The organism is Kosakonia sp. ML.JS2a (assembly GCF_025642095.1).
Classification (GTDB): domain Bacteria; phylum Pseudomonadota; class Gammaproteobacteria; order Enterobacterales; family Enterobacteriaceae.
The window spans coordinates 950,324-968,685 of record NZ_CP106754.1 but is presented as its reverse complement, the minus strand read 5'-3'; the positions used below and the strand labels follow the sequence as shown (position 1 = coordinate 968,685).

The following is an 18,362-nucleotide window of genomic DNA, read 5'->3' as shown; positions in this document are numbered from 1 at the left end:
AGAGAAGATCATGGCAAAAGGCAAAATCATCCCGCTGACATACCGTAGCCAGAAGGATCCGCATACCGGGCGCGAGGTTATCCGGATGACGCCTCCGCACATTATTTGTCACCGTAACTACTTCTACCAAAAATGCTTTACCCGCGATGGCGGGAAACTGATCTTTGGCGGCGCATTCGAAGGCCACTGGAACTATTACCTGCTGGATATCGCCCGCAGCGAGGCCACCCAGTTAACCGAAGGGGCCGGGGATAATACCTTTGGCGGTTTTTTGTCCGCCGACGATCGCACCCTGTGGTATGTAAAAAACACCCGGGAATTGCGCCGCGTCGAACTGCACACGCTGGAAGAGTATGTCGTTTATGAGGTGGACGACGACTGGGTGGCTTACGGTACCTGGGTCGCCAACGCCGACTGCACGAAGCTGGTCGGCATCGAAATTAAAAAAAGCGACTGGCAGCCGTTAACCGACTGGCAAAAATTCCGCGATTTCTACTTCACTAACCCGGAATGTCGGCTGATCCGCATCGATCTGCAAAGCGGTGAGCGCAGCACGTTGTTGCAAGAAAAACGCTGGCTGGGGCACCCGATCTACCGCCCGTTTGACGATAAAACCGTGGCGTTTTGCCATGAAGGCCCGCGCGATGCGATTGATGCACGCATGTGGTTGATCAACGAAGATGGCAGCAACCTGCGCAAGGTGCGTCAGCATGAGGCTGGCGAAAGTTTTACCCATGAATTCTGGGTACCGGATGGCTCCGCGCTCTATTACGTGGCGCACCGGGAAAACGACGCCCGCCGCTATTTGTTCAGCGCCGACCCGCAGACGCTGGAAAACCGCCAGCTTATGGCGATCCCCCCTTGTTCTCATTTGATGAGCAACGATGACGGCAGTCTGGTGGTCGGTGACGGCGCGCCCCATCACACCGGAGAGATTCATCTTAACGATCCCTTTATTTGGGTGTTTGATGTGCAAAGCGGCGAGCAAACGGCCATCTGCCAGCATAACAGTAGCTGGAAAGTGCTGGACGGCGACCGCCAGGTCACCCACCCGCACCCGTCATTCTCACCGGATAACCAGTGGGTGCTCTACACCTCAGACGCCGAAGGCATGCCTGCGCTCTATTTAGCCAAAGTTTGAGTCTTCCCTCCGCCCTCTTCGCCACGATGAGGGCCTCTTTTTTGACACATTTTTGCACGATTTTCGCTCCCCTTTTTACGCGCTTTTCCAGCCTTTAATGTTTACTCAAAAACGACACAACTCATTGTTATTATTATAATTTTTATTTAATCAGGGCTATTGACGGGGTGAATATCTCAGGCGTAGCATCGCCCTTGCTGTAGCAAAACACCTGTTTTTATATACAGCGCATTCGGTGTGGCAGAACGTCTCTGGTCTTCAAAAAGATGCGCACCGGATTTCCCCAATCCAACTCAAAAAATGACAAAAGAGGAAAACAATATGCCTGGATTTAACTATGGCGGTGGCGTAGGTGATGGTACCAACTGGAGTTCAGAACGCGGTTCAGAGCCGTCACCTGGCGGCGGTTCGAACGGACATGGCGGCGATCGTGATAACGGCAGTTCAGCGAACGCAACACCGGCGCAAAAACAGTTGGCCGCGATCCAGAATGATCAGGCGCTCCGTCAGAAGCTGGCGAACCTGATTCTGGCTGCCCGCACCATTAACCCGTTAACGAAACTGAAAATTGAACAAGTGAAACCCAATGGCATGCTCAGCATTTCGGCTGAAGGGTTAACGGCCGATCAAGCGACGGACATTGGCCTGTCTGGCCTGGTGATGGGCCTTCGCGGTAATGGCGTGACGGTTGCGATCGGCGACTTCAACTCCGGTCATCCGCTGCAAGGCAAGCAACCGAATAACGGCAAAGGCGGGCTCAACGCCGACACGATCGCTTCTTCATCGGTTGGCCAGTTTGTCACTGTGTTGCAGGGCGTATTGCCTTCCGGCTACTGGCTGAGTAACGGTAAAGTGATGACCAAAGTTCGCCGGGAGATCACCTCTGGTGGCGGCGGGAAAAACGGTAACGAGCATACCCGCATTGTGACCGTTGAACAGGAAGTGCCTGCGCTGACCCAGGCGTATAAGCAGGGCGAAGCGCAACGCGCGGACGTTAAAGACGCGGTGAAATTTACCGCCGATTTCTACAAAGAGGTGACGGCGAAATTCAGCGAACAGTCGGCGAAAGTTGCCCAGGAACTGGCCGCAGCCGCCAAAGGCAAGAAGATCCGCAACGTTGAACAGGCGCTGGCTGCTTTCGATCGCTACCAGGCCGTGCTGGATAAAAAATACAGCGTGGCCGATCGCGAAGCGATTGCAAAAGCGCTGGAGTCCGTGAACCGCGCCAACATGGCCAGCAGCCTGGCGAAGTTCAGCAAAGGGTTTGGTTATGTGGGTAAAGCCATCGATGCGTATGATGCGATCCTGGTCGAACTGCCGAAGGCTATCCGTACCAAAAACTGGCGTCCGTTCTTTGTGAAAGTGGAAGCCATCGCGGCAGGTAACGCGGCAACGGCATTGACGGCTTTCGTGTTCAGCGCCATCACCGGCAGCGCCCTCGGCATCCTCGGGTTTGCATTGATGATGGCCATCGTCGGCGCACTGGTCGACGAGGCTTTTATCACCAAAGCGAATGCCCTGTTAGGCGTGTAATGGCAAACCAAAGGCCGGTATTAACCGGCCTTTTTCTTCAGTAACAGATAGAGCAAATACGCCAACCCGAGCGGCACAGCGAACAAAAAGCACGCGCCGTAATACAAGGCATAGAGCCCGTTTTTCCCCGGCGTCTCTTTGAAATAGCCTCGCTGCCAGAAGGCTCGCGTCGTAAACGTCAGCGCCAGGGTCTCAACCCCTTTTTTGGCTAACGGGTAGAGCGGGCAACTCAAGAGCGATAACACAAAGAAGTATTGGGAGACGCGATCCTGCATATCCTGGCTCCATGCCCAGGCAAAACCGGACAGAAAAAACATCCCCCAAAAAATATTCTTGAAGTAGTATTTCGCGGTCATAACGCGCCCATTCCTTATGATTTATCAACCGTAACTGATTAATATCACCATAAAAAGCAGCAACGTTGCACGCGCTTTTCGCCAGCAATGTGAGCGTGACGCCCGTCAGCGCCACGCGCTGTGGTTATACCCCAATATTACGCAGCTTCTCACCCGCCATCAGTCGACGTTCAATGTGCTCAAGCGTGACGTTTTTGGTTTCCGGAATCAGCCAGAAGGTAATCCCGACAAACACCAGGTTCAGCGCGGTATATAACCAGAAGGTGCCCGCCGCGCCAATCGCATCCAGTAGCGTCAGGAAGGTCGCGCCAATGATCATGTTCGACACCCAGTTGGTGGTGGTCGAACAGGTAATGCCGAAATCACGGCATTTCAGCGGCTGGATCTCTGAACAGAGGATCCATACCACCGGTGCCGCGCTCATTGCATACCCGGCGATGCAGATCATGGTCATCCCGACCGATAACCAGGAGAGCCCGTTCGATGCCGTACCGTTATCAAACTGCATCAGGCAGTAGCCGAGGATCAGCGTACCCAGCGCCATCACGCTAAAGCCGATTTTCAGCGCCGGTTTACGCCCGGCTTTATCCACCGTGAATACCGCAATAAACGTGGCGAACATAAAGGTCAGTCCGACCACCAGCGTGGCAATCATCTGCTGCTCGGTGGTGGTGAATCCCGCCATTTTAAAAATACGCGGCGCGTAATACATGATGATGTTCATCCCGGTGAACTGCTGCATTGCCTGCAACAACATGCCGAGGAATACCGCACGACGCACATTGCGGTTAGCTTTAAACAGCTGGAATCCCCCCTGTTTTAGCTTCAGGCTTTCGCGAATTTCATTCAGCTCTTCGCGGGCTTTTTCTGAGGTATCACGCAGCATGCGCAACACCTCTTCCGCTTCGATATGTCGCCCTTTTTGCGCCAGCCAGCGTGGACTATTGGGCAGGAACACCACCAGAATAATCAACAACACGGCCGGCAGCGCCAGCACGCCGAGCATCGCCCGCCAGTTGCCGCTGTAGCTGAACGCCGTATCAGAGAGGAACGCCAGCACAATGCCCAGCGTCACCATCAGTTGATACATGCTGATCATCTTGCCGCGCACATTTTCGCTGGCCATTTCCGACAGATAGAGTGGCGCGGTGTAGGAGGCAATCCCTACCGCCACGCCCAGCACCACGCGGGACACCAGCAACAGTTCCACGTTACCGGCGAAAGCCGATCCCAACGATCCGGCAACAAACAACACGGCCCCCGCCATCAGGCTGTATTTACGCCCGAGACGGAAAGAGAGCCAGCCATTGAACAGTGCGCCGAGCGCTGCGCCGAGCATCATGCTGCTGACGACCCACTCCTGCAACCGGCTGCTTAAGGTGAAATGATCGGTGATAAACGGCAACGCACCGGCAATCACGCCGATATCCAGGCCAAACAGCAGCCCGGCGACTGCCGCAGAGACAGAGACAAACAGGTTCATACGCCGGGTATCACGCAGCGCACGCGGTAAAACTACAGACTCATTACTGATAGATGCCATTTTTTTCGCCTGCACAGAATAAGATGTCTTATGAAAGTAAGTCAGCGGCGTGAACGAGCGTCAGTCTATAAAACGCGAAGATATGGATAAATTCGCTATGGCATGATGTTTTGTGATGGAGTTTACAATTTTGAAAATAACGTTTAAGCCATAAACTATTTTTAACTCCTTTATTTGTAATAAATTTTTAAACAAAGCCTGCTAATTAAGATAAAAGGATATGGATTTTTTAAGCAGCTACATATGGACAAATAATATGCGGATATAAAAAAACCTGCCCACTGGCAGGTTTTTATCGGACGCAGGCGGGGACTTAACGTGCCAGCCAGCCGCCATCCACGGCAATGGTGTAGCCGCTGATGTAATCAGACGCCTGAGATGCGAGGAACACAACCGGCCCCATCAGGTCGCTCGGCAGCCCCCAACGGCCAGCCGGAATACGGTCAAGGATCTCCGCGCTACGTTGTTCGTCGGCGCGCAGTTGCTGGGTGTTGTTGGTGGCCATATAGCCCGGCGCAATAGCGTTGACGTTGATATTGTGCTTCGCCCATTCATTCGCCAGCAGACGGGTCACACCCATTACGCCACTTTTCGACGCGGTGTAAGACGGAACGCGGATGCCGCCCTGGAAGGAGAGCATGGAAGCGATGTTGATGATCTTGCCGCCGTGACCCTGCGCGATAAAGTGTTTCGCCGCGGCCTGAGACATAAAGAACACGCTTTTAATGTTCAGGTTCATGACGTCATCCCAGTCTTTCTCGCTGAAGTTGATCGCGTCTTCGCGACGGATCAAACCGGCGTTGTTGACCAGAATATCGATTTTGCCAAATTCCGCCACCGCGCGCTCCAGCAGTGCCGGAATGCCATCAATCTGACGCAGATCGGCTGTCAGGCTGAGAAAACGACGACCCAGCGCAGTGACACGCTCAATGGTTTCCGTCGGTTCAACAATGTTGATGCCAACGATGTCGCAGCCTGCTTCCGCCAGACCCAGCGCCATACCCTGACCGAGACCGGTATCGCAACCGCTCACTACCGCAACCTTACCTTGAAGAGAAAATGCATCCAGAATCATGTTTGTTCCTTAATCTATCAGCGCCTGTACCGGACAGGCATGGTTTTATGCTGCCCGCGACTAGCGCAGATCTTTTACAGCGACGTGGTCCATGTCATCAAAGACCTGGTTCTCCCCCACCATCCCCCAGATGAAGGTGTACGCGCGCGTACCCACACCCGAATGGATTGACCAGCTTGGAGAAATTACAGCTTGTTCGTTATGCATCACGAGATGACGCGTTTCCTGCGGCTGACCCATCATATGGAATACGCAGGCGTCCTCTTCCATATTGAAGTAGAAGTAGACTTCCATCCGGCGTTCATGCGTGTGGCACGGCATGGTGTTCCACAGGTTGCCCGGCTCCAGCTCAGTCAGCCCCATGCTCAACTGGCAGGTTTCCAGTACGTCCGGCACGAAGTATTTATTGATGGTGCGACGGTTGCTGGTTAGCGGATCGCCGAGAGTGACCGGTGCAACATCGGCTGGCGTCACTTTTTTGGTCGGGAACGTCATGTGCGCAGGCGCGCAGTTGTAGTAGAACTTCGCCGGTTTCGCGCTATCGATGCTGGCGAAAACCACCTCTTTCGCCCCTTTGCCGACATACAACGCATCGCGGTGACCGATTTCAAAGCACTGACCGTCAACCGTAATGGTGCCCGGTCCGCCGATGTTGATCACGCCCAGTTCACGACGCTCAAGGAAGTAGCTGACGCCGAGTTGTTTACCCACTTCGCCGCCTACGGACACGGTTTTCTTCACCGGTTTGATGCCGCCAACAATGATGCGATCAATGTGGCTATAGACCATGGTGTATTCGTCATCGACGAAGACTTTTTCGACTAAAAACTCATTGCGCAGGCCCTGAGTGTCCAGCGTTTTTGCGTGCGCACTGTGGATGCTTTGTCTGACTTCCACAATAACCTCCGAAGTAAATTTTGACCGAAACGTCACTCAACAGAAGAGAAACAATGTTCCGTTTCTTGTATTGGTGCATCTTATCCCGGCTAAAACGTGTTTTCAATCGTAAATAAAACGACGTTTCACTTTTTCTGTTACTTCTTTCAAGATCTGTAAGTCCGATCACGAATGTTCGGCGTTGACATCGCCGTTATATTGAGAAGACGGCAAAATTTCCGTTAAATTAATCATAGCAAACAAGAATTTAAGAGCGTCTTTGAGTTTTGACAGCCAAAGGGCACTTTTCCTGTTTAAAATCAAAGTCGCGCATTTTCCGTTGCCTTATTGCGTCCTGTTTTGCGCTTTTCTTATAAAGTGCGTCAGCAATCACACATATTGAAACATTGTTTTGATAAATTAATACCCAGTTTTTAAACTTGAAAGCATCTGTGGTCACATTAGGGCGCTTGCTTGCCCACCGGACCCTTTAAAGGAGTGAGATATGGCAAAAGGCATGCGGGTAAAACTGCAATACGCAGTCAGCCGCGATCCGGACACCGGCGCGGAAATCACCCGCTTAACCCCGCCGGAAGTGACCTGCCACCGGAACTACTTTTATCAGAAGTGTTTTTTTAACGATGGCAGTCATCTGTTGTTTGCCGGTGAATTTGATGGCAACTGGAACTACTACCTGCTGGATATCGCTAATGCAGAAGCCGTACAACTGACGGAAGGCGCAGGCGATAACACCTTTGGCGGCTTTCTCTCGCCAGACGACAGCACACTTTATTACGTGAAGAATGACCGTACGCTGCGCGAAGTGAATTTGCAGACGCTGGCCGAACGTGAAATCTACCGCGTACCGGATGAGTGGGTAGGCTACGGTACCTGGGTTGCCAACAGCGACTGCACCAAACTGGTGGGTATTGAGATTGCCGCCAGCGACTGGACGCCGCTGAACAGCTGGCAATTGTTCCACGATTTCTTCCATAAAGGCCCGCACTGCCGTCTGTTGCGCGTGGATTTGCAAAACGGTCAAAGCAGCGTCATCCATGAAGAGAAAAACTGGCTCGGTCACCCGATCTACCGCCCGTTCGATGACAATACCGTGGCGTTTTGTCATGAAGGTCCTCATGACCTGGTGGACGCGCGGATGTGGCTGGTCAATGAAGATGGCAGCCATGTGCGTAAAGTGAAAGATCACGCCGAAGGTGAAAGCTGCACGCACGAATTCTGGGTGCCAAACGGCTCCGCGCTGGTGTATGTCTCGTACCTGAAGGGCAAACAAGGGCGCACTATTTACCGCTTCAACCCGGACAGTGGCGTAAACGAAGCTGTGATGCCGATGCCGGCCTGCTCTCACTTGATGAGTAACTTTGACGGTACGCTGCTGGTCGGCGATGGTTCCGGTACGCCAGTAGATGTGAAAGACACCAGCGGCTACACCATTGATAACGATCCCTATTTGTATGTGTTTGACGTGGCGCAAAAGGCCTATTTCCGCGTTGCCCGTCATGACACCTCATGGGCGACCGTGGCAAACAGCCGCCAGGTGACGCATCCGCATCCTTCGTTTACTCCGGACGACAGCGCCATTTTGTACAGCTCTGATAAAGACGGCAAACCGGCGCTCTATATCGCAAAACTTCCCGCGCAGCGCGTCATGCTGCAGGCATAATTTTTTAGTCGTGTTTCTGTAACTGGCCTTGCCCTCCTCCTGGGGGGCTTTTTTTTACCCGTCGATGCCAGATAAATTTTCGCGTTCACAGACCGGCGGTTGCCCGGAATAGTGTGCGTTTCAGTTGGCTCCACGGAGTTCAGATATTGCTGAGTGATTCGGCCGCCAGGCTATTGTCAGCACAGGCGCTGTTCAAAACGGAAGAACTGAAGTGAGTAGAAAATGGGGAAATGAGCATTAACGCCACGGCGGTTCAAAATAGCGCAAAAAAATCCCCGGCCAACGGCTCCGGGGATAATTTTTGAGGGTAATTCAGACAATCAGAAAGAATACGCTACGCCAAGACGGAAACGGGTCTGGCGTTCGTCGGTGCTTTTCACGCCCACGTTGCCCAATTCAACATACGGAGACCAGTTCTTATCGAGTTTATAAGCCACCTTGGCGTTATATTCGTTTGAATAGGTTTTGTTGTTTTCGCGAATAACGTCTTCGGTGCTCTTGGCATAAACATAGTTCAGCTCAAAACGGAAGTCGCCCAGCGCCCAACCCACCCAGGTATCGAATTTGTTGACTTTATTATCAACGGTGCTGGAATCCGGGTTACGTGTGTATTCATAACGATAGCGGCCTGCAATATAAATGCCGTTATCAAAGCTGTATTGCACATGCAGATACGGTTTATAAATGGAGTTCGTATCTTTACTTTCGATATTAAAGCCCGGTGTCAGCGCAAAATTCTTGGTCGCAGCCCAACGCCAGTTGATCGACTCTTCGTGACCATTACCGACAATTTCAGTTAAGGGTTTATCGGCATCATCGCCGCCGGATTTCCATTTCGCTTCAACACCAAAGCCCACGCCGTTATCAAAACGGTGAGAGACCGCCACACGATCGGCGTTAGAGCCGCTGTCGATGTATTCATGACGTAAGTCGACGGTAACAGCTTGTGATGCGAAGGAAGCGCCAAGGAGTGAAGCAAGAGCCAGAGTTTTCTTAAACATGAGTCACCTCAATAATTAAAATTATGTTCCATTTTTATGGAATTCTATTTTATTTTTTTGATAACTTTATTTTAGTGATCTCGATCGTAAATAATTGTATAGGGTTGAACTATCTATAACAGCGTGATGAATATCAATATATTTTCCGCTTTAGCCATAAAAAACAGGGGCAAGATCACATCAATTTTTTATTAACCGCATTGTTACAACTTGAAATACAACTCAAGAACACAATTAAAAACAGTCACCTACAAAATGAAAAATATAATAATAAGCATGCTTACCTTGTGCAATGACAATGGTAACGGTGGCAACAATACAATTTCAGGGAGTTTAAGACGTGTTTTTTAATTACGTGGAATGCTTATTAGGTGAAGTCGTGAAGGTTTTAATTTAATTGAAACACCGCCTGAGATCGCCATCACAAATAATAAAGCCCTCCGGGAGGAAGGCTTTATTTGACTTAAAAGAGAAGATCAGTCGCGTTCAATAGCCAGCGCTACGCCCTGGCCACCGCCAATGCATAATGTCGCCAGCCCTTTGCGCGCGTTGCGCTTTTGCATCTCGTGCACCAGTGAAACCAGAATACGGCAACCGGATGCGCCAATCGGATGACCCAACGCGATCGCGCCGCCATTGACATTGACGCGTTTCTCGTCCCATTCGAGGACTTTCCCCACCGACAACGCTTGCGCAGCATAGGCTTCGTTCGCTTCAATCAGGTCAACATCATTTAATTGCCAGCCTGCGCGCTCCAGGCAACGTCGCATTGCATAAACGGGCGCGATCCCCATCAACGCCGGGTCAACGCCAACGCTGGCAAACGCCCGAATACGCGCCAGCACCGGCAGATTCAGCACCTGCGCTTTATTCTCGCTCATCATCAATACTGCCGCCGCGCCGTCATTCAATGGCGAGGCGTTACCGGCGGTGACCGAGCCACTCACGCCAAAAGCCGGAGACAATCTTGCCAGCGCTTCGGCACTGGGATCGGTACGCGGCTGCTCATCGGTATCGACAATCATCGCGCGACCATCTGCGGCAATCGCATTCACCGGTACAATCTCAGCACGAAAGCGACCTGAATCAATGGCCGCGCGCGCTTTATGCTGGGAACGGAGCGCCCATTCATCCTGATGTTCGCGGCTGATGCCATACTCCCGCGCCAGATTTTCCGCCGTCATGCCCATATGGTAATCGTTGAACGCATCCCACAACCCGTCGTGCACCAGACTATCAATCAGTTGGCTATTGCCCAGCGGCGCACCGGTGCGGCTGTCGGTGAGCACATGCGGTGCACGGCTCATGTTTTCCTGGCCGCCTGCGATCACCACATCCGCTTCACCGCACTGAATAGCCTGTGAGGCCAGATGCAGGGCTTTTAGCCCTGAACCGCAAACATCGTTAATGGTGATGGCGGAAACGGTATTCGGCAGCCCACCTTTAATGGCCGACTGGCGCGCAGGATTCTGCCCGGCTCCGGCAGTTAACACCTGGCCCAGGATCACTTCATCAATATCTTGTGGCTGCACGCCGCTGCGTTCCACCAGCGCCTGCACCACCAGGCTACCAAGCTCAACGGCGGAGTGGCGCGATAATGCCCCCTGAAAACAGCCGATTGGCGTGCGGACAGCCCCCACGATCACGACATCTTTCATCTCTACCTCCGCCCTGGAATGAACCTGGCAATAGTAGTGCATTGTTAATGGGTGTTAACAAGGTTGTTTAAATTTGGTGATATTAATCACAAGGAAATAATGGACCAGAAACGACGGAAATAAAGAAGGAGGAGAAAAAAACAGAACAACAGGCGCGCGGCCAGAACAGCCGCGCGCCAGAAGGATCAGTTATTAACCGGGATCACCGCGCCTTTATATTTGGTGCGGATCCACTCCTGAATCTCTTTGGAGTGCAGCACGTTCACCAGCGCAACGATATCTTTTTTCTTCTCATCGCCGCGATGAACGGTAATGATGTTCGCGTACGGGTTGTTTTCACCGCTTTCTACCGCAATCGGATCGTGCACCGGATCCAGGCCGGCATCGATCGCGTAGTTGGCGTTGATCACCACCGCATCGCCTTCATCGTTGTTGTACATCTGCGGCAACAGCGCCGCTTCAACGTTCGGCAGGAACTTCAGTTTTTTCGGGTTCTCCACGATGTCGTCAATACGCGCTGTGACTTTATCAACACCCGGTTTCAGCTTGATCACGCCCTCTTTTTCAAAGATAGACAGGATACGACCCTCTTCCGAGACCGCATCACGCATGATGATTTTGCCACCCTGCGGCAGATCTTTCAGCGACTTGTATTTTTTAGAGTAAATACCGATCGGCTCAATATGAATCGCGCCCGCGCTAACAAAATCATAGGTCTTGTCACCCGCATGGTCTTTGATCACGCTGTTCAGGTACGGGATGTGCTGGAAGTAGTTGGCATCCAGTTCACGGCTGGCCAGCGCGGTGTTCGGCAGGATGTAGTCCTGGAACGGTTTAATTTCCAGATCGATGCCCTGCTTCGCCAGAATCGGTTTCGCCTGCTCCAGAATTTCAGCATGCGGCACATTGGATGCGCCAACAATCAGCGTGTCCGCCCAGGATGAGAAGCTCAGAACGCTCAGGGTGGCTGCGGCAATCAGTGTCAGTGTTTTTTTCATGATGGTGGTTTCCAATAATTATCGTTTATCTAACAGAGAAGTAATCACGTCGCCGCAGAACTGGATGATGAAGACGATGATCAGGATAGTCACCGTCGCCACCAGCGTGACGTCGTTGTGGTTCCGCTGGAATCCTTCCAGATAAGCAAGGTTGCCCAACCCGCCTGCGCCAATAACCCCGGCCATGGCGCTGTAGCTCACCAGCGCAATCAGCGTCACGGTAATACCGGACACCAGCGCAGGTGATGATTCAGGCAGTAACACCCGAAAAACCAGTGTGCTCAGACGCGCGCCCATTGAACGCGTCGCCTCAATCACCCCTTTATCCACTTCGCGCAGCGCAATCTCGACCAGACGCGCATAAAACGGCGCAGCGCCAACAATCAATGCGGGCAATGCCGCATTAGCACCGAGAATGGTGCCGACCAGCGCCTTGGTAAACGGGATCAACAGCACAATCAAAATGATGAACGGGATCGAGCGGAAGACGTTCACCACAATCGAGATCACGCTATACAACGCGCGGTTCTGAAACAGACCGCCACGCGCAGTCAGAAACAGCGCCAGCCCAAGCAAAATACCCAGCACAAACGTCGCCGCGCCTGACAGCGCTGTCATATATAACGTCTCTTGCGTGGCGGCCCAGAGTTGCTCCCATTTCAGATGGGGGAAAAATGACTCAGCCATGCGTTACCACCTCGCTTTCAATCTCGCTGTTGCGTAAGTCGGCGAGGATATTGTTCAGTTGTTCCGGGGTCGCCACCACGTGCACCCATAATTGTCCAAAGACACCGTGCGCCGTTTGCGACATTTTGCCGTGCAGAATATTGAACGGCAGGCCATAGCGCAGGGTCAGTTCCCCCACAATCGGCTGGTGCGTGTTGTGGCCGGTAAAGGTCAATTTAATGACCGCGCCGCCCAGATCGCTGCTCAATTCCGGGTTAAACGCCTCGTCTTCTTTATACTGGCTGACCTGGCGCACAAACTGCCGGGTGATCGGTTTTTGCGGGTGTGTAAAGACGCTTAACACATCGCCCTCTTCCACCACCTGACCGTTCTCCATCACCGCCACGCGGTCACAGATTTTGCGCACCACATGCATTTCATGGGTGATCAGTACGATGGTCAGTTTGAAGCGGCGATTAATATCCAGCAGCAGATCGAGAATCTGATCGGTGGTCTGCGGATCCAGCGCCGACGTTGCTTCATCGCACAACAGCACATCCGGATTATTCGCCAGCGCACGGGCAATACCGACACGCTGTTTCTGCCCGCCGCTCAACTGCGACGGATAGGCGTTTTCGCGGCCTTTCAGCCCCACCAGCTCAATCAGTTCCGCCACCCTGGCGGTGATTTTCGCTTTCGGCGCACCGGCAATCTGCATAGAAAACGCGATGTTTTCGCTGACCGTGCGCGACCACAATAAATTGAAATGCTGGAACACCATGCTGATCTTCAGACGCGCCTGGCGCAACGCTTCGCCCCGCGCGGCGGCTATATCCTGCCCATTGATCACCACACTGCCGGAGGTGGGCTTTTCCAGCCCGTTCAGTAAACGGATCAGCGTACTTTTCCCGGCACCGCTGTAGCCGATAATCCCGTAAATTTGCCCCTGCTCAACGGTCAGATTGACACTGTCGACAGCAGTAATCGATGCCTTTCCCTGGTCGAAAATCTTGGAAATATTCCTGAGAACGATCATGCGTTGGTGTTTCCGTTTGGCAGTTTAGCGGTATGGATGTCCAGACGATAATAATCACCCGTAGTGATATTTCAAATAACCAAATGGACATTATTTATAACTAAACGCGCTAACCGGGCAAAAACGTGGGATTTTTCGAAAAGGATTTATTTCGCATTGCATTGCCAAAAAACGCATAACTCCCGCGAACAGAACGGGAAAAGCGCATGAAATCAGCGCTAAAACGCCATTTTTTGGCTATCAACACATCCGGACGACTATATGGCTCTCCGTCCCGATGGCTAAACAGAGCTTTATATTTCAGTTTGTTCTAAACGACAAATAAAGATTCTTTAAAAGCGAAAAATGGCAGACCTATCATCCGCCCATCACGATTTTCTACGGGTGAACACACGATGTCTGTCTTCCATTCAGTAACCGAATTGATCGGCCAAACGCCGCTGCTGCAACTGCATAAACTTGACAGCGGGCCATGCGAATTATTTCTCAAACTGGAAAATCAAAACCCAGGCGGATCCATTAAAGACCGGGTCGCTCTGTCGATGATCAATGAAGCCGAACGCCTGGGTCTGCTCTCGCCTGGCGGCACCATTATTGAAGCCACTGCGGGGAATACGGGACTGGGGCTGGCGCTGATTGCGGCGCAAAAAGGGTACTCACTGGTGCTGGTCGTGCCGGACAAAATGAGCCGCGAGAAAATTTTTCATCTGCGCGCATTGGGTGCAAACGTGGTGCTCACCCGTTCAGACGTCAATAAAGGGCACCCGGCCTATTATCAGGATTACGCCCAACGTCTGGCGCAGGAAACGCCGGGCGCATTTTATATTGATCAGTTCAATAACCCGGCCAACCCACTGGCGCACACCTCCACCACCGCGCCGGAAATTTATCACCAGCTTGACGGCAATATCGACGCCATTGTCGTGGGCGTGGGTTCTGGCGGCACGCTGGGCGGGTTACAAGCCTGGTTTGCCGAACACTCGCCGCACACCGAATTTGTGCTGGCGGATCCGGCAGGTTCCATTCTGGCCGACCAGGTCGAAAGCGGTCATTACGGTGAGCCCGGCGCATGGCTGGTAGAAGGGATTGGCGAGGATTTTATTCCGCCGCTGGCGCATATCGATGGCGTGAAACAGGCGTTTCGCGTGACCGATAGTGAAGCCTTCGCCACCGCGCGGGAACTCCTGCAACAGGAGGGCATTCTGGCGGGGTCGTCAACCGGTACGCTGCTCAACGCCGCACTGCGTTACTGCCGGGCACAAACCACGCCGAAGCGCGTGGTCACTTTCGCCTGCGACAGCGGCAACAAATACCTGTCGAAAATGTTCAATGACGACTGGATGCGCCAGCAAGGCCTGCTCACCCGCCCGTCGAGCGGCGACCTGACCGATTTTATCGCACTGCGTCATGACGAAGGCGCGACGGTCACCGCCGCCCCGCAAGACAGCCTTGCCGCAGTACTGGCGCGCATGCGCTTGTACGACATTTCGCAGTTACCGGTGCTGGAAAAGGGTCGCGTGGTCGGGATTGTTGATGAGTGGGATCTGATAAGCCACGTGCGCGGCGACAGCGCGCGTTTTTCCCTGCCGGTAAAAGAAGCGATGACCCGCAACGTTGAAATTCTTGATAAGCATGCACCGGAGAGCGCGCTGTACGCCATTTTCGATCGCGGCCTGGTGGCGGTGATCGCCGACAACGGCCATTTTGTCGGCCTTGTCACCCGCAGCGACGTCCTCACCACCTGGCGCAACCGCCTTGAACAATAAAGAACAAAAGGAAAAGAGAGTGAAAACACTGGCAACACAAAGTGTCCACAGCGGCACCTTCAACGACCAACACGGCGCAGTCATGCCGCCGATTTACGCCACGTCAACCTTCGCGCAACCTGCACCGGGGCAGCACACCGGGTATGAATATTCACGCAGCGGTAACCCGACGCGCCATGCGCTGGAAACCGCCATTGCGGAACTGGAAGGCGGCACGCGCGGCTATGCCTTTGCATCCGGTCTCGCCAGTATTTCAACAGTGCTTGAGCTACTGGATAAAGACAGCCATCTGGTGGCTGTCGATGATGTCTACGGCGGCACTTACCGCCTGATTGAAAATGTTCGCCGCCGCAGCGCCGGACTACGGGTCAGTTGGGTAAAGCCCGACGATCTCGCCGGGCTGGAAGCCGCCATCCGACCGGACACCCGTATGATCTGGGTGGAAACGCCCACTAACCCGCTGCTGAAACTGGCGGATCTGGCGGCGATTGCTGCTATCGCCAAACGGCATAACGTGCTGAGCGTGGCGGACAATACGTTTGCGTCACCGGTGATCCACCGCCCGCTGGAGCTGGGGTTCGATATTGTGGTGCACTCCGCCACGAAATACCTGAACGGACACTCCGATGTGGTGGCCGGGCTGGCGGTGGTTGGCGACAACCCGGCGCTCGCCGAAAAACTGGGCTATTTGCAAAATGCCATCGGCGGCGTGCTCGATCCCTTCAGTAGCTTTCTGACGCTGCGTGGGATCCGCACCCTGGCGCTGCGCGTGGAGCGCCACAGCAGCAACGCGCTGGCGCTCGCACGCTGGCTGGAGCAACAGCCGCAAGTGGAAAAAGTGTGGTTCCCGTGGCTGGAGTCGCACCCGCAGTACTCGCTTGCTCGTCAGCAGATGGCGCTGCCGGGCGGTATGATCTCGGTCGTGATCAAAGGTGATGATGCGCGGGCGGCGGCCATCATCAACAAATTAACGTTATTTACGCTGGCGGAAAGTCTTGGTGGCGTGGAGAGCCTGGTAAGCCAGCCTTTTAGCATGACCCATGCCTCCATTCCGCTGGAACAACGGCTGGCCAACGGCATTACGCCGCAGCTGATCCGCCTGTCGGTAGGGATTGAAGACGAAAACGATCTGATTGCCGACTGGCGGCAGGCGTTGGCGTAAACCGGAGAGACCCACAGCGCCAGCACATCGGCGCAGGCGCTGTGGGTATTCACCGCCGTGGACGATGCGGCGAATTCAGGGAACGGTGTGGGCATCCCGCGCGGAAACCACCTGATTGCGCCCCTGCTTTTTTGCGGCATAGAGCGCCGTATCCGCCCGGTGGATCAAGCCACTGGCAATCATATGCAGCGGTTTGCCCTCAATACAGATTTGCCTGCCATGCAGGGTCGCCACGCCTATGCTGATGGTCAGATAACCGGTCGGACTGGCATGGTGCGGCAGCTCCAGTGCATTAATATTGCTGCGCACCACTTCCGCCACGCCCAGCGCCTGCACCAGATCGGTGCCAGGCAGGATAATCAGAAACTCCTCGCCGCCATAACGGCTGACGTTATCGCCGCTACGCAGGCGTGACGAGGTGAGGGTTTTGGCGACAATGCGCAAACAGTCGTCCCCCGCCTGGTGCCCGTGGGTATCGTTGTAGTTTTTAAAGTAATCAATATCCGCCAGGCAGACCGACAGCGGAAAATCGTCCTGCATGGCGCGGGTGATCTCCGCCACCAGGCACTCATCCATATAGCGGCGATTAAACAGCCCGGTCAGATGATCGTGCTGGGCATATTGTTGCAGCACTTTGTTGGCGCTCGCCAGTTTCTGCTCGGCGTGACGGCGCTCGGTAATATCCACCCAGGTTACCGACAGGCCGATGACGTTATCCATCGCATCGCGCACCGGTACCGACTGAATGTCGTAGCAGCGATCAAACCAGCCCAGCTCTCGCGAAGGCAGCGTTTCTCCGCCATCAGCCAGTTCAAAATCCGTACGAAAGAAGTGCCAGTACTCTGGCATCAGGCTCTGGAAATGGATCTCCGCGCCCTGCGGCGCGCGTTCTCCCAACAGCTTTGCCATCGCTTTATTGGACATCACCAGCCGCCCCTGGCGATCGATCATGCAGAGCGCCACCGGGGTGGTTTCATAGATCGTCTCCAGTTGCAGTACGCGCTCACCGAGCGTGGAAATGTTGCGGTCGATCCCACGGTACCCGCACAGCTCGCCGTTATCGTCAAACAGCGGAATACCGCTGGTTTCCAGCACCACGATGGTTCCATCAGCACGCTGGTTACGGTTTACCAGCCCGGAAAACGCACGCTTTTCCATCACGATCGCGCCAAAAGCACCGGCGACCCGTTCCGCTTCGCCAGGCGGCATAAAATCAAAGGGCGTTTTGCCAATCACCTCTTCCGGCGGCACACCCAGCAGCTCCGTCACCACATCGGAAGACCAGGTATAACGCCCCTGAGCATCCACTTCCCAAACCCAATCCGAATTATTATTTAGCAACTCAAAGAGATGCTTAACATCTTCATCCCTGTGGTCTGTCCGTCTTTTTTCACTCATGATTTTTGTTCCGCATGACCCGCTATGCGCTTAACAACAGCCTGGTGATTGGGTGAAGGCGAAAGGCACGCCAGTAACCGCTAAAGTCGCACTCCTTGCCAGGATGACCTTCAGCCGCAAACGATTCACCGCAAATAGATAACTACGCGTCATGCCTAAGCTGCAGGCTAACCCTGTGAAAGTGAATCAGATTTGCACTCATTTTGCATAATTATTGTTAAGTGCTTTCCACTTACCAGAGTCTGCTTTAGCCCTGTCGCGCCCCACATCCATTACGAGAAGTAATCATAGTCCTGCCGGGAAGCAATGCATCAGGCTTTTTCGTTATCCCTGTGCGCGCCACCACAATACCGCTGCCACTTCTCAGCCCGATGTTGCCCGGGATAAGTACTCAATCACCGTTATTTATTTGTTCTCCAACCCAACAAAACCGGCAATTATAGAGCCGGCCTATCTTAATAAATTTATTGTC

15 protein-coding genes are annotated in these 18,362 nt (G+C 53.5%); 5 read left to right on the top strand and 10 right to left on the bottom strand.

Annotated elements, in window-relative coordinates; genetic code table 11:
- Positions 1-10: 10 nt before the first annotated feature.
- Positions 11-1,141 (top strand): oligogalacturonate lyase family protein, encoded by a 1,131-nt coding sequence (locus tag N7922_RS04600; protein WP_263099455.1) that lies wholly within the window; start codon positions 11-13, stop codon positions 1,139-1,141.
- Positions 1,142-1,462: 321 nt separating this feature from the next.
- Positions 1,463-2,674, top strand: coding sequence for a colicin-like pore-forming protein (locus N7922_RS04595; protein WP_263099454.1), 1,212 nt, complete (start codon positions 1,463-1,465; stop codon positions 2,672-2,674).
- Between the two features lie 20 nt (positions 2,675-2,694).
- Here the strand turns inward: N7922_RS04595 and N7922_RS04590 are convergent, their stop codons facing one another.
- The 4 genes from N7922_RS04590 to kduI all read right to left on the bottom strand — a co-directional run bounded on the left by N7922_RS04590 (position 2,695) and on the right by kduI (position 6,545).
- Entirely contained in the window at positions 2,695-3,030 is a 336-nt protein-coding gene (locus N7922_RS04590) for a colicin E1 immunity protein (protein ID WP_263099453.1), read from the bottom strand.
- A gap of 124 nt (positions 3,031-3,154) precedes the next feature.
- The gene (locus N7922_RS04585; RefSeq protein WP_263099452.1) at positions 3,155-4,573 is read right to left on the bottom strand and encodes a sugar porter family MFS transporter; all 1,419 of its coding nucleotides are present in this window, start codon (positions 4,571-4,573) and stop codon (positions 3,155-3,157) included.
- Between the two features lie 313 nt (positions 4,574-4,886).
- Positions 4,887-5,648 carry a 2-dehydro-3-deoxy-D-gluconate 5-dehydrogenase KduD gene (gene kduD, locus N7922_RS04580; RefSeq protein ID WP_263099451.1) on the bottom strand — a complete coding sequence of 254 codons (762 nt, stop codon included), beginning with the start codon at positions 5,646-5,648 and terminating at the stop codon, positions 4,887-4,889.
- A gap of 60 nt (positions 5,649-5,708) precedes the next feature.
- On the bottom strand, positions 5,709-6,545 hold the full coding sequence (kduI, locus tag N7922_RS04575; RefSeq protein ID WP_263099450.1) for a 5-dehydro-4-deoxy-D-glucuronate isomerase: 837 nt from the start codon (positions 6,543-6,545) through the stop codon (positions 5,709-5,711).
- A gap of 484 nt (positions 6,546-7,029) precedes the next feature.
- On the opposite strand from kduI, the gene N7922_RS04570 reads away from it, so the two are divergent.
- Positions 7,030-8,205: an oligogalacturonate lyase family protein gene (locus tag N7922_RS04570; RefSeq protein ID WP_263099449.1), complete on the top strand. Its 1,176-nt coding sequence runs from the start codon at positions 7,030-7,032 to the stop codon at positions 8,203-8,205.
- A gap of 320 nt (positions 8,206-8,525) precedes the next feature.
- Here the strand turns inward: N7922_RS04570 and N7922_RS04565 are convergent, their stop codons facing one another.
- The 5 genes from N7922_RS04565 to N7922_RS04545 all read right to left on the bottom strand — a co-directional run bounded on the left by N7922_RS04565 (position 8,526) and on the right by N7922_RS04545 (position 13,564).
- On the bottom strand, positions 8,526-9,206 hold the full coding sequence (locus N7922_RS04565; protein ID WP_263099448.1) for an oligogalacturonate-specific porin KdgM family protein: 681 nt from the start codon (positions 9,204-9,206) through the stop codon (positions 8,526-8,528).
- A 476-nt stretch (positions 9,207-9,682) separates the two neighbouring features.
- Positions 9,683-10,864 carry an acetyl-CoA C-acetyltransferase gene (locus N7922_RS04560; RefSeq protein WP_263099447.1) on the bottom strand — a complete coding sequence of 394 codons (1,182 nt, stop codon included), beginning with the start codon at positions 10,862-10,864 and terminating at the stop codon, positions 9,683-9,685.
- Between the two features lie 185 nt (positions 10,865-11,049).
- Positions 11,050-11,862, bottom strand: a complete 813-nt coding sequence (locus tag N7922_RS04555; protein ID WP_263099446.1) for a MetQ/NlpA family ABC transporter substrate-binding protein — start codon at positions 11,860-11,862, stop codon at positions 11,050-11,052.
- Between the two features lie 18 nt (positions 11,863-11,880).
- Positions 11,881-12,549, bottom strand: coding sequence for a methionine ABC transporter permease (locus N7922_RS04550; RefSeq protein WP_263099445.1), 669 nt, complete (start codon positions 12,547-12,549; stop codon positions 11,881-11,883).
- The gene (locus N7922_RS04545; protein ID WP_061493293.1) at positions 12,542-13,564 is read right to left on the bottom strand and encodes a methionine ABC transporter ATP-binding protein; all 1,023 of its coding nucleotides are present in this window, start codon (positions 13,562-13,564) and stop codon (positions 12,542-12,544) included. Before N7922_RS04545 ends, N7922_RS04550 begins: the two co-directional genes overlap by 8 nt.
- A gap of 395 nt (positions 13,565-13,959) precedes the next feature.
- Here N7922_RS04545 and N7922_RS04540 point away from each other — a divergent pair, with 395 nt between their 5' ends.
- Together N7922_RS04540 and N7922_RS04535 are read left to right on the top strand one after the other, a co-directional pair.
- The gene (locus N7922_RS04540) at positions 13,960-15,330 is read left to right on the top strand and encodes a cystathionine beta-synthase (RefSeq protein WP_263099444.1); all 1,371 of its coding nucleotides are present in this window, start codon (positions 13,960-13,962) and stop codon (positions 15,328-15,330) included.
- A gap of 19 nt (positions 15,331-15,349) precedes the next feature.
- Positions 15,350-16,492, top strand: coding sequence for a trans-sulfuration enzyme family protein (locus tag N7922_RS04535; protein ID WP_263099443.1), 1,143 nt, complete (start codon positions 15,350-15,352; stop codon positions 16,490-16,492).
- A 75-nt stretch (positions 16,493-16,567) separates the two neighbouring features.
- On the opposite strand, the gene N7922_RS04530 is transcribed toward N7922_RS04535, so the two are convergent.
- Entirely contained in the window at positions 16,568-17,890 is a 1,323-nt protein-coding gene (locus N7922_RS04530) for a diguanylate cyclase (protein WP_263099442.1), read from the bottom strand.
- Between the last annotated feature and the right edge of the window lie 472 nt (positions 17,891-18,362).